9 protein-coding genes, 1 tRNA gene and 2 pseudogenes are annotated in these 12,460 nt (G+C 63.8%); 6 read left to right on the top strand and 6 right to left on the bottom strand.

Features of this window, described 5'->3' with window-relative positions; all coding sequences use genetic code 11:
* Positions 1-62: 62 nt before the first annotated feature.
* Positions 63-1,556 carry a CoA-acylating methylmalonate-semialdehyde dehydrogenase gene (locus tag AB0O58_RS19170; RefSeq protein WP_032374553.1) on the top strand — a complete coding sequence of 498 codons (1,494 nt, stop codon included), beginning with the start codon at positions 63-65 and terminating at the stop codon, positions 1,554-1,556.
* A gap of 82 nt (positions 1,557-1,638) precedes the next feature.
* The gene (locus tag AB0O58_RS19165) at positions 1,639-2,805 is read left to right on the top strand and encodes an iron-containing alcohol dehydrogenase (RefSeq protein WP_283551139.1); all 1,167 of its coding nucleotides are present in this window, start codon (positions 1,639-1,641) and stop codon (positions 2,803-2,805) included.
* Here AB0O58_RS19165 and AB0O58_RS19160 read toward each other — a convergent pair.
* Positions 2,802-4,211, bottom strand: coding sequence for an amino acid permease (locus AB0O58_RS19160; RefSeq protein ID WP_032399949.1), 1,410 nt, complete (start codon positions 4,209-4,211; stop codon positions 2,802-2,804). The genes AB0O58_RS19165 and AB0O58_RS19160 overlap by 4 nt on opposite strands.
* 113 nt (positions 4,212-4,324) lie before the next feature.
* Here AB0O58_RS19160 and AB0O58_RS19155 point away from each other — a divergent pair, with 113 nt between their 5' ends.
* The gene (locus tag AB0O58_RS19155; protein ID WP_283541640.1) at positions 4,325-5,266 is read left to right on the top strand and encodes an NAD(P)-binding protein; all 942 of its coding nucleotides are present in this window, start codon (positions 4,325-4,327) and stop codon (positions 5,264-5,266) included.
* Between the two features lie 12 nt (positions 5,267-5,278).
* On the opposite strand, the gene AB0O58_RS19150 is transcribed toward AB0O58_RS19155, so the two are convergent.
* Together AB0O58_RS19150 and AB0O58_RS19145 are read right to left on the bottom strand one after the other, a co-directional pair.
* Positions 5,279-5,950 carry a nitroreductase gene (locus AB0O58_RS19150; protein WP_032399947.1) on the bottom strand — a complete coding sequence of 224 codons (672 nt, stop codon included), beginning with the start codon at positions 5,948-5,950 and terminating at the stop codon, positions 5,279-5,281.
* Positions 5,951-5,965: 15 nt separating this feature from the next.
* Positions 5,966-6,151, bottom strand: a pseudogene (locus AB0O58_RS19145) (hypothetical protein); the annotation flags it as partial.
* An 8-nt stretch (positions 6,152-6,159) separates the two neighbouring features.
* On the opposite strand from AB0O58_RS19145, the pseudogene AB0O58_RS19140 reads away from it, so the two are divergent.
* Positions 6,160-6,407, top strand: a pseudogene (locus tag AB0O58_RS19140) (LLM class flavin-dependent oxidoreductase); the annotation flags it as partial.
* Between the two features lie 285 nt (positions 6,408-6,692).
* Here AB0O58_RS19140 and AB0O58_RS19135 read toward each other — a convergent pair.
* The 3 genes from AB0O58_RS19135 to AB0O58_RS19125 form a co-directional block, all read right to left on the bottom strand.
* Positions 6,693-6,767, bottom strand: a tRNA-Val gene (locus tag AB0O58_RS19135).
* Between the two features lie 87 nt (positions 6,768-6,854).
* Positions 6,855-7,316, bottom strand: coding sequence for a peroxiredoxin (locus AB0O58_RS19130; RefSeq protein WP_027497443.1), 462 nt, complete (start codon positions 7,314-7,316; stop codon positions 6,855-6,857).
* A gap of 31 nt (positions 7,317-7,347) precedes the next feature.
* Positions 7,348-7,770 carry a DUF3052 domain-containing protein gene (locus tag AB0O58_RS19125; protein WP_027497444.1) on the bottom strand — a complete coding sequence of 141 codons (423 nt, stop codon included), beginning with the start codon at positions 7,768-7,770 and terminating at the stop codon, positions 7,348-7,350.
* 256 nt (positions 7,771-8,026) lie between these two features.
* Here AB0O58_RS19125 and aceE point away from each other — a divergent pair, with 256 nt between their 5' ends.
* A complete protein-coding gene (gene aceE, locus AB0O58_RS19120) occupies positions 8,027-10,846 on the top strand; it encodes a pyruvate dehydrogenase (acetyl-transferring), homodimeric type (protein WP_027497445.1) in 2,820 nt (939 codons plus the stop codon).
* An 87-nt stretch (positions 10,847-10,933) separates the two neighbouring features.
* Positions 10,934-12,358: a helix-turn-helix domain-containing protein gene (locus AB0O58_RS19115; RefSeq protein ID WP_228139233.1), complete on the top strand. Its 1,425-nt coding sequence runs from the start codon at positions 10,934-10,936 to the stop codon at positions 12,356-12,358.
* Positions 12,359-12,460 lie beyond the last annotated feature (102 nt).

The following is a 12,460-nucleotide window of genomic DNA, read 5'->3' as shown; positions in this document are numbered from 1 at the left end:
GGCCTTTGACATGTGCATCGATCCCAATGAGACTCGAGACACACCGATGGAAGGAACGAACGTTGACCGACGTCATCTCACACTGGCTCGATGGTAAGACTTTTTCCGGATCTTCCGATCGGACGTCACCGGTCACCAACCCCGCCACCGGGGAGGTCACCGGCACCCTCACGCTCGCCGACCGGAGCGATGCCCGCGCCGTCATCGATGCCGCCGCAGCGGCCTTTCCCGCGTGGCGCGACACCTCCCTGGCCAAGCGCACCTCGATTCTCTTCTCCTTTCGAGAACTGCTCAACGCCAAGAAGAACGAGCTCGCCGAGATCATCACGGCCGAGCACGGCAAGGTGCTCTCCGACGCGCTCGGCGAGATTTCCCGCGGTCAGGAAGTAGTCGAATTCGCCTGTGGCATAGCCCATCTACTCAAGGGCAGCTACACCGAGAATGCATCCACCGGAGTGGACGTCTACTCGATTCGTCAGCCGCTCGGACCCGTCGCCATCATCTCCCCCTTCAACTTCCCTGCCATGGTGCCGATGTGGTTCTTCCCCATCGCCATCGCCGCCGGTAACACCGTCGTGCTCAAGCCGTCGGAGAAGGACCCGAGTGCCAGCATCTGGCTCGCGCGGCTCTGGGCCGAGGCAGGCCTGCCCGACGGCGTGTTCAACGTGCTGCAGGGAGACAAGGAGGCCGTCGACGAACTGCTCGAGAACAAGAAGATCAAGTCGATCTCCTTCGTCGGATCGACGCCCATCGCCCAGTACGTCTACTCGACAGGCACCGCCAACGGCAAGCGTGTTCAGGCCCTCGGCGGTGCCAAGAACCATGCCGTCGTCCTCCCCGATGCAGATCTCGACCTGGCCGCGGACGCCATGGTCAACGCCGGCTTCGGCTCGGCGGGTGAGCGATGCATGGCCATCTCCGCTCTCGTGGCCGTCGGGAAGATCGCCGACGAGCTCGTCGCCAAGATCGCCGAACGCACCACACCACTGGTCACCGGCGACGGCACCCGTGGTGCCGACATGGGCCCGCTCGTCACCCGGGTACACCGCGACAAGGTTGCGTCCTATGTCGACGCAGGCGAGGCGTGCGGTGCCACGATCGTCGTCGACGGCCGCACCGTCCAACCCGACGGGGCTGCGGACGGATTCTGGCTCGGCCCCACGCTCATCGACCATGTGACACCGGACATGAGCATCTACACCGACGAGATCTTCGGTCCTGTGCTCTCGGTCGTCCGTGTCGACACCTACGACGAAGCGCTGACACTGATCAACGACAATCCGTACGGCAACGGCACGGCGATCTTCACCAACGACGGCGGGGCGGCGCGGCGTTTCCAGAACGAGGTCGAGGTCGGCATGGTCGGTGTCAATGTGCCGATCCCCGTTCCCATGGCGTACTACAGTTTCGGCGGCTGGAAGAGCAGTCTGTTCGGCGACAGCCACGCTCACGGCACCGAAGGAGTGCACTTCTTCACGCGGGGTAAAGCCGTCACCAGTCGCTGGCTCGATCCCAGCCACGGCGGTATCGATCTCGGCTTTCCTGCAAACAACTGAGTTCTACAAAGCCCATGTGCGTGGAAACTCGTAGCCCACTACGAAGTTCCACGCACATGGAGATACCGCGAAGGAGCACTCCATGGTTGCCAACATCTCTTTTCCACGCTTTCTGAAGCTCGGCGGCGGTGCCGTCGCGGAGCTGGGTACGGTACTGACCGACCTGGCCGTATCTCGTCCCCTACTCGTCACCGATGCGTTCATGGCCGGCAACGGCTCGGCCGATCGACTGATGACGATCATGACCGAGGCCGGTAAGTCGCCTGCTCTGTTCTCCGGCACCGTGCCCGACCCGACGACGGATTCGTTGATCGCCGGTCTCGAAGCGGTGCAGCAGCATTCGGCCGATTCGATCATCGGGTTCGGCGGCGGCAGTCCGATGGACACGGCCAAGGCGCTGGCAATCCTCGCTGTGCAGGGCGGGACGATGCGGGACTTCAAGGCTCCGGTGCTCTCCACCGGTCCGGCGCTTCCGATCGTCGCGATCCCTACTACGGCGGGAAGTGGTTCGGAGGCAACGCAGTTCACCATCATCACCGACGTGGCCTCGGACGAGAAGATGCTGTGCCCCGGGCTGTCCTTTCTGCCGATAGCATCGATCATCGACTTCGAGCTGACGATGTCGATGCCGGCACGTCTGACTGCCGATACCGGCGTCGACGCTCTGACCCACGCCATCGAGGCGTATGTCAGCAAGAAAGCCAACCCCATCTCCGACGGCTTGGCGCTCAGCGCAATTCGCACCATCGGAACGTCGCTGCTTCGGGCGTATCGAGACGGTGACGACCGGCAGGCACGCGAGGCCATGATGCATGCGTCCACCCAGGCGGGAATGGCGTTCTCCAACGCCAGCGTCTGTCTGGTCCACGGGATGAGTCGACCGATCGGCGCGCATTTCCACGTCGCACACGGACTGTCCAACGCGATGCTGTTGCCCGCTGTCACAGCCTTTTCCATCGACGGAGCCCAGGCCCGCTATGCCGACTGCGCCCGCGCCCTCGGTGCTGCTTCGGAAGCCGATTCGGACGCGGTTGCCGGTGGCAAGTTGCAGGACGCCATCGTCACGCTGTGCCGTGAGGTCGAAGTTCCCACACCCGAGACGTTCGGCATCGACAAGTCGACGTGGGACGACCTGTTGCCGCTGATGGCCGAGCAGGCTCTCGCGTCCGGCAGCCCCGGTAACAATCCGGTCGTTCCGACGGCGGAGCAGATCGTCGATCTGTACCGCCAGGTGTACGCCGGGATCTAGGCCGAGTCACCGGACACGCGGGCGGCAACCTTGTCGCGCCGCGTGTTTCGGCGTTGAACGATGATTCCGCCGATCACCGTCACTGCTGCCAGCACGGCCGAGAGCAGGATGGACGATCGTTGCTCGGGTCGCACGACCATCATGACGAGGACGAACCCGATGAACCCGATGGCCAGGTAGGTCAGCCACGGGTAGAGCCACATCAGAACGGCCGGGCGTTCGCCGTCGCGATCGAGTTGGCGACGCAGCACGAGTTGACTGCTGGCGATAGCCAGGTAGACGAACAGAGCTACGGCACCGGTGGTCGCGAGCAGGTAGGTGAAGAGTTTCTCCGGAAGAATGTAGTTTCCGACGACGGCGAGGAAGCCGAGCACCATCGAGGCGATGACGGCAACCCACGGCACTCCGTTGGCGGTGATCTTCTTGACTGAGCGCGGCGCATCGCCGCGATCACCGAGCGAGTAGAGCATGCGCGACGCGGTGTAGAGCGCCGAATTCAGGCACGACGCCACGGCGGTCAGAATGACGATGTCCATGATGGTCTCCGCGTGGGGAATTCCCATCTTGGACAACACATACTGGTAGGAGCCGGTTGCCGGGTCCAATTCGTTCCAGGGGACGAGCGCGACGATGACGAAGATCGATCCGAAGTAGAAGATCGAGATACGCCAGATCACCGAGTTGGTGGCGCGGGTGATCCCCTTTGCGGGGTCCTTGGATTCGGCTGCAGCGATGGTGACGATCTCGGATCCCATGAACGAGAACATCGTCGTCAGCATGGCTGCGATCACCGCACCGAAGCCGAGCGGCATGAAGCCGCCGGAGGCCCACAATTGGTCCACGCCACTGACTTCGGAGTTCGGCAGCCAGCCCAGGATGGCCGCGATGCCGAGACCGATGAACGCGACGATGGCCACTACCTTGACCAACGCGAACCAGAACTCGAACTCGCCGTAATTGCCGACGCTGATCAGGTTGGTCGCGGTGAGCGCAACGACGATGATCAGGGCCCACATCCATTGGGCACCGCCCAGCCAGTTGGTGAGGATGGCGGCAGCGGCGGTCGCCTCGACGGGGATCACCAATACCCAGAACCACCAGTACAGCCAACCGACGGAGAAGCCGGCCCAATGTCCCAGTGCCCGGGTCGCATACGTCGAGAACGAACCTGTGTCGGGGTTGGCGGTGGCCATTTCCCCGAGCATGCGCATCACCAAAATGACGAGGAGTCCGGCGAAGAAGTAGGCCAGCAACACCGCAGGTCCTGCGGTGGCGATGGCGTTGGCAGAGCCGACGAACAGTCCGGCACCGATCACTCCGGCTATCGAGATCATCGTCACGTGCCGCGGTTTGAGACCGGTTCCCAGTCCGTGCTCTCCGGTATCTGGCTTATCCGTAATTGCCATTTCAACAGTTCAGCACAAGGTCGGGCCCTTCGCAGCGGGTGACCGAATTGTCCAGACAATGCGTAGTACATAAGGCGGGCTTACTTACTCGGTCCGCCGGGCATACTGACGACATGACTGTCGATGTTGGGCGCACCACGGACTCGATCACCATTGTCGGCGCGGGTATCGCGGGTGCCGCCTGTGCCCGAGTACTGCGCGCGGCGGGCGTCCCGTTCCGCATCGTCGATCGAGGACGTGCCCCGGGCGGGCGGATGTCATCCCCCGAGCTGCACGGGCGTCGTGTCGATCTGGGTGCAGGCTACTTCACCGTTCGCGATCAGGATTTCGCGACAGTCGTGGCCGACTGGGAGTCGAGGGGCCTCGCGCGCCAGTGGGCCAACACCTTCGGCATCCTCAAGCCCGATACCGCGCCGTGCACCACCACCGGCCCGGTTCGATGGGCCACCCCGAACGGACTCCGTTCTCTGGTGCGAGACTTGCTGGCAGACTTCGACATCGAAGGTGCCTCCGAGTTGACCGACCTACCCGACGGCCACGTCGTGGTTGCGATGCCCGATCCTCAAGCGACTCGACTGACCACGGTCCCCGACGCCGTCGATTACGAACCGGTCATCGCGGTGGCATGTGGATTCGACGGGTTGGATGTGCCGTTCCGCGACGCGGCCTTCGTCAACGATCATCCCGATATCGCGTTCATCGTCGACGACGGTGCCCGGCGGGGTGACGGTGCGCCCGTGCTGGTGGTTCACACGACCCCCGAGCGGGCACAGCAGCACCTCGCCGATCCCGACGCAGTGATCGCCCCGGTCCTCGACGCGCTACGCGAACTGTCGGTAATCTCCACGGCACCCAACTGGACTCACGCCCATCGCTGGACGTTCGCAAAGCCTGCGGCGCAACATGATTCCACCTTTGCGCTCGAGCTGCGGGACGGACGGCTCGTCGGATTCGCAGGCGATCAATGGTGTGAATCCGGCGCGCCCAGGGTGGAAAGCGCATGGCGATCGGGCACGGATCTGGGTACGGAACTGGTTGGTCGGCTCCAGAGCTGACGCCGTCACACCTCAGCTGATGAAGGTCACCGTCTCACTCAACGGTGCACGGCTGGTGCGGAATCCGTTGATCGGGTGGCTCTCGTCGGGGTAGCCGAACGAGATGCCGGCTACCACCCTGCGGGTATCGGGGATATCGAACCATTCGTGGACGAACGGCGAGTACGCGGCGAGCGCGGCCTGAGCTATCGCGCCGAGCCCGAGACTCTGCGCGCCCAGCAGGAACGTCTGCAGATACAGCCCGCAGTCGACGGCACCGTAGACACCCAGGTCCGCATCGGTGGTGATGATTGCCGCGTGCGGGGCGTCGAACAGCTCGAAATTGCGAATGAACTGACGCGTCGTCGCCTCGGTGTCGGACTTGACCACGCCGATGCTCTCGTAGAGCGCACCGCCACACTCACGACGACGTGCCCGGTGCAGGGCGTTGTAGTTGGCCGGAAACGGAAAATCCGGTTGCGGCACACCGGACGCCACATGTTCCACCAAGGCCTCGGAGAACTTTCGCGTGGCATCGCCCTCGGTCACGATTATTTGCCACGACTGGGTGTTCGACCACGATGGAGTGCGCTGGGCGGCCGCCAACAACTGTTCGAGCACGTCCCGTGATACCTGCTTCGGCAGGAACTGCCGGCATGAGTACCGCTCGTCGAGGAGTTCGGTCAATGCTTCGTACCGGGTCACGTCGTCCGCCTCGTGTCATCGCCATCGGGTGCGGAACGAACGTAGCAGGATGTCTTTCACCCGAGGGGCGGTGGCCAGGAATACCTGCACCTCAGGGTCCTTGAATGCGGCGACGAGGTTCTTGATGTTGTCGCTGTCCCCCCACCGACTACCGATCGTGAGCTGGCCGGCGAACTCGTCCGATGCCGGTGGTGCGACGATTGCGTCGAATCGGCCACCGCCGCAGGCTCTTCACGGTGCCGGACATTCATCTGGTCGAGCCGTCACCGCAGCGGGCGCCGGTGATCTTTCAGGCCGGAGCGTCGACGCGCGGCGTTCGTTTCGCGGCGCAGAACGCGGAGGTGATCTTTGTCGGCGCGCCCACCGAGGACACCTTGAGTAGACGGTCTCGAGTATGAGGCGGGCGTTGCGCGACGCCGGTCGTGATCCATATTCGGCACGGACTGTGAGCTGCTCGCCATGATCACCGAACAGATATCGGAAGTCGCCTACGCGGAGCACAACGCATATCGGCCGTTTGCCAGTGCATCGGCGATGCCGGTCCACGCATCGTCGGCTCCCCCGGCGAAGTCGCAGGAGTGGGTGGACGAGACCGAAATTGCAGCGTCGCAGTGTCTGCCGAACCGAATACACACCGGGCACATTGCGTCACAAGCTCTTCGGTAAGGGTGACCGACTGCCCGAGGAACATCGGGCGCAGCAAATCGTGCGGGAGGTTCGGTCAAGCCGAGAATCAGCGTCATGGTGGGCGCAGAGGGGTTCGAACCCCCGACCGCTGGTGTGTAAAACCAGAGCTCTACCGCTGAGCTATACGCCCCAGTACCGGTGGCCCGGAGATATCCCCGGGCCACCGGAACGCTTGGAGAAATTTATCGTGTCTGCTGTCTAACTACAATTCCGCAGGTCAGCTCACCTGTGCGAGTGCCTCGGCCCACGATGAACTGTCTCGGGCTTCCCCGGGACCGTTCATTTCGGCGAATCTGATGATTCCGGACTTGTCGACCACGAAGGTTCCACGATTGGCGAATCCTGCGCTGTCGTTGAACACGCCGTACGCCTGAGCCACTTCACCGTGTGGCCAGAAGTCGGACAGCAGCGGAAAGGTGTAACCCTGCTCTGCTGCCCAGATCTTGTGGGTCGGAGGCGGACCCACCGAGATCGCCAGGATCGCGGTGTCGTCGTTCTCGAATGTCGGTAGCTCGTCGCGCACTCGGCACAGCTCGCCCTGACACGTGCCGGTGAAGGCCAGTGGATAGAACACGAGCAGAACGTTCTTCACGTCCCGGTACGACGACAAGGTGACCAATTGGTTGTTCTGGTCTTTGAGGGTGAAGTCGGGCGCAACAGCGCCAACCTCGATCGGCATCTAGAACCGTCTTCCTGTGTCGAGCATGGGCCTACCGCTTGCTGGCAGGGGTCTTGGGCTGAACCAATCGACTTCCGATCCAGTCACCGAGATTGGCCGCAGAGGTCTGCGTCAATCCGGCTGTCGGAGCGGACTCGGCAATCTCGCTGGGCTCCACATGACCGGACATGCCGGTCTTGGGGCTGAGGACCCACACGATTCCATCATCCGAGAGCGGACCGATGGCATCCATGAGTGCATCGACCAGGTCACCGTCTCCGTCGCGCCACCACAGCAGTACGACATCGATCACCTCGTCGGAATCCTCGTCGAGGGTCTCGCCACCGATCGCATCTTCTACGTCGGCGCGCAGATCATCGTCGGTGTCCTCGTCCCAGCCCAGCTCTTGAACGACCATGTCGCGAGTGATGCCAAGTTTCTGAGCGTAGTTCTGAGCGTCCGCCGCGGCGACCACGGTGGTGACCTCCTTGAATTGTGGGTGCAGTAGACAAAGCGAACAGGGTCGAAGCCGTTCGCGCAAGCTGACCGCGCCGAAATTGCGTACATAAATTTCTACTGGTGGGTATCGGACCTCTGTACTACCAGAACCGACGAGATGCGGCAGGATTGGGGAGGAATCACGAGAACGAGGAATGTAGATCGCCGTCACAGGGGCGAGCTACCGGACCGGGCGCCACACCGAGCGTCCGCCACATTGAGGAGTGCACACGTTGTCCGAAGTGAACAGCGGCGAACGGCAGAACACATCGTCTGCAGGCAAGAAGGGCTCGGACGGCCGGGTCCGCGTCATCCGTGAGGGTGTCGCGTCGTACCTGCCCGATATCGACAACGACGAGACCAACGAATGGATCGAGTCGTTCGACGGCTTGCTGGAGAGGTCCGGACCCAACCGCGCTCGCTACCTGATGCTCAGGTTGCTCGAGCGCGCCGGTGAGCGCCGCGTCGCGCTCCCGTCGCTGACATCGACGGACTACGTCAACACGATTCCCACCGAGAACGAGCCGTGGTTCCCCGGCGACGAGTCGATGGAACGCCGCTACCGCGCCTGGATCCGCTGGAACGCCGCGATCATGGTGCACCGCGCACAGCGTCCGGGCGTCGGCGTCGGTGGCCACATCTCGACCTACGCGTCGTCGGCTGCGCTGTACGAGGTCGGCTTCAACCACTTCTTCCGCGGCAAGGATCACCCGGGCGGCGGCGACCACATCTTCATTCAGGGCCACGCCTCCCCCGGCATCTACGCCCGCGCGTTCCTCGAAGGCCGCATCCCGGCCGAGCGCATGGACGGCTTCCGCCAGGAAGCGAGCCACGTGAACGAGGGCGGCGGACTGCCGTCGTACCCGCACCCACGGCTGATGCAGGACTTCTGGGAGTTCCCGACGGTGTCGATGGGCCTCGGTCCGATGAACGCCATCTACCAGGCGCGCTTCAACCACTACTTGAACGACCGCGGCATCAAGGACACCTCCGATCAGCACGTCTGGGCGTACCTCGGCGACGGCGAGATGGACGAGCCGGAATCGCGTGGACTCGCACACGTGGCTGCGACCGAAGGCCTCGACAACCTCACGTTCGTCGTCAACTGCAACCTGCAGCGTCTCGACGGCCCGGTGCGCGGTAACGGCAAGATCATCCAGGAACTGGAGTCGTTCTTCCGCGGTGCCGGCTGGAACGTCATCAAGGTCGTGTGGGGCCGCGAGTGGGACTCGCTGCTGCACAAGGACCGCGACGGCGCACTGGTGAACCTCATGAACACCACGCCCGACGGCGACTTCCAGACCTACAAGGCCAACGACGGCAGCTACGTCCGCGATCACTTCTTCGGCCGCGACCCGCGAACGAAGGAGCTCGTCAAAGATCTCTCGGACGACGAGATCTGGAACCTCAAGCGCGGCGGCCACGACTACCGCAAGGTGCACGCTGCCTACGCGGCTGCGATGTCGCACAAGGGCCAGCCGACGGTCATCCTGGCGCACACCATCAAGGGCTACACCCTGGGCAAGCACTTCGAGGGCCGTAATGCCACGCACCAGATGAAGAAGCTGACGCTCGACGATCTCAAGACGTTCCGCGATCTCCAGCACATCCCGATCTCCGACGAGGAGCTCGAGAAGGATCCGTACATGCCGCCGTACTACCACCCCGGTGCGGACGCTCCCGAGATCCAGTACATGCTCGATCGTCGTAGCAAGCTCGGCGGATTCGTCCCCGAGCGCCGCGTCGACGTCAAGCCACTGCCGCAGCCCGGCGACGACACCTACAAGACGCTCCGCAAGGGCTCGGGCAAGCAGGAAGTCGCCACCACCATGGCGCTCGTGCGCGTCATGAAGGAGCTGTTGCGAGACAAGGAGATCGGCCACCGAATCGTGCCGATCATTCCCGACGAGGCCCGCACGTTCGGTATGGACTCGTGGTTCCCGTCGCTGAAGATCTACAACCGCAACGGCCAGCTGTACACCTCGGTCGACTCGGAACTGATGCTCGCCTACAAGGAGAGCTCGGTCGGTCAGATCCTGCACGAAGGCATCAACGAGGCAGGCTCCACGTCGTCGTTCACCGCGGTCGGTACCTCGTACGCGACGCACGGCGAGGTCATGATCCCGCTGTACATCTTCTACTCGATGTTCGGTTTCCAGCGCACCGGCGACGGTCTCTGGGCTGCCGCGGATCAGATGGCCCGCGGGTTCGTGCTCGGTGCCACGGCAGGTCGCACCACGCTGACCGGTGAGGGTCTCCAGCACGCCGACGGTCACTCGCTGCTGCTGGCGTCGACCAACCCCGCGGCGGTGGCGTACGACCCGGCGTTCTCGTACGAGATCGCGCACATCGTCAAGGACGGTCTGCGTCGCATGTACGGCGGAACCGAAGGTGTCGAGGGCTTCGGCGGCGAGAACATCTTCTACTACATCACCCTGTACAACGAGCCGTACGTACAGCCGGCCGAGCCCGAGAACCTCGACGTCGAGGGGCTGCTCAAGGGCATCTACCGGTTCGCAGAACCGCAGGAGGGCGACGGACCCGAGGCACAGCTGCTCGCGTCCGGCGTCGGCATCGTCTCGGCCCGCAAGGCACGTGAGTTGCTGTTCGAGGAGTGGGGCGTTCGTTCGGCCGTGTGGTCCGTCACCTCGTGGGGCGAACTGCGCCGCGACGGCGTCGAAGCCGAGAAGGAGTCGCTGCGTAACCCGGGTGCCGACAAGCGCGTTCCGTTCGTCACCTCGGCCCTGGCCGATGCCAACGGCCCGGTCATCGCGTCGTCCGACTGGATGCGCGCCGTGCCGGATCAGATCCGCCAGTGGGTTCCGGGCGATTACGTCACCCTCGGAACCGACGGCTTCGGCTTCTCCGACACCCGCCCGGCTGCACGACGGGTGTTCAACGTCGATGCCGAGTCCATCGTCGTCGCCACACTGTCCGCTCTCGCGGCATCGGGCGAGATCGACAAGTCCAAGGCCGTCGAGGCTGCCGAGAAGTACAAGATCGACGACGTCACCGCAGCTCCGACGTCGTACGCCGATACCGGCTCGGCGTAGGTCTCCGCGATGATCGGCCGACCCCCGTTCCACCTCGCGACGAGAGTCCAGCGCGAGGTGGGCGGGGGTCGGGCGTAGGTTCTCCTTATGTCCGATGCGAAACCCGATTCACCGGACAGTTCGTCCGCGCGTGATGTCTCCCGGCGCGACGCTTACCGTGAAGCGTTGCGTGAGTCGTTGGCTCGTGACTCCCCGGCCCGTGACTCCCCCACCCGTGATTCGCTCACGACCGACAACGAGGTCCACCTTCCGGTCAACTCGTTGGCCCCTTCGCGCCAGAAGCGCGACCCTCTGCCCGACGCCCTGTTGCGACGCGTCAAACAGTTCTCCGGCCGCCTCTCGACCGAGGCAGTGACCACGATGCAGGGCCAGTTGCCGTTCTTCGGCGACCTCGACGCCGCCCAGCGGGCCAGCGTCCAGCTGCTGATCCAGACGGCCGTCGACAACTTTCTCGAATGGCTCAAGAACCCGAACAGCGACATTCGATTCAGCCTCGACGCGTTCCAGGTGATCCCGCAAGACCTCGCCCGACGCCTCACGCTGCGTCAGACCGTCGACATGGTCCGGGTGGCGATGGAGTTCTTCGAGCAGTGGCTCCCCGCGCTCGCCCGCAACGACCAGCAGTTGGTCGCGCTGACCGAGGCCGTGCTGCGGTACGGCCGCGAGCTGGGTTTCGCAGCGGCGTCCGTGTACGCCAGTGCAGCCGAGTCACGAGGCGCGTGGGACACCCGCCTCGAAGCCCTCGTCGTCGACGCCGTCGTCCGGGGCGATACCGGATCGGACATGCTCTCCCGTGCTGCCACGTTGAACTGGGACGCCACTGCGCCCGCGACGGTATTGGTGGGGACTCCCCCGGAAGACCGCGGCGTGTCCGTGGTGGGCACCGTGCACTCCGTCGCTCAGAAGCACGGTCGAGCTGCTTTGGCGGTGGTTCAGGGGACCCGATTGGTGATGGTGGTCAGTGGCCAGCTCGACGACACCGCGGCGCATCACGCGTTCATCGACGACATGTTGCAGAACTTCTCCGATGGCCCTGTCGTCATCGGTCCCACCACCCGCACCTTGGGCGCAGCGCACTCGAGCGCGGTGGAGGCCTTTGCCGGCATGCAGGCCGTGGCGGGCTGGCGGGGCGCACCGCGGCCGGTTCACGCCGGCGAGTTGCTGCCCGAACGAGCGTTGCTGAACGACGGGGCGGCCATCTCGGCTCTCAACGATCATGTCGTCGTGCCGTTGGCCGCGGCAGGTTCGGGTTTGGCCGACACGCTCGACGCGTATCTCGACTGCGGCGGTGCGGTGGAAACCTGCGCTCGGCAGCTGTTTGTTCATCCAAATACCGTCCGGTATCGGCTCAAGCGCATCGCCGAGGTGACCGGTCGTGATCCCACTCACCCACGCGATGCGTACGTCCTTCGGGTCGCGGCAACGGTAGGTAGGTTGGCTCGAACGCATCACGAACCGACATATCCAGCCCCATATGTCACACAGGTCACATTTGGAGAAGTGGTTACGTAACGCCGAACCGCCTTCCGGCGATAGCGGGTCTCCACGAGGCAATTTGTAGGGTTCCCACAAATTGCTTGTCGAGAGTTCATCGAGCGCGACATCACTGATGAG

Origin of the sequence: Rhodococcus sp. NPDC080181, from assembly GCF_040702225.1 — a bacterium.
GTDB lineage: Bacteria > Actinomycetota > Actinomycetes > Mycobacteriales > Mycobacteriaceae > Rhodococcoides > Rhodococcoides fascians.
Note: the sequence above shows the minus strand (reverse complement) of the source record. Positions and strands in the feature narration are given on the sequence as shown.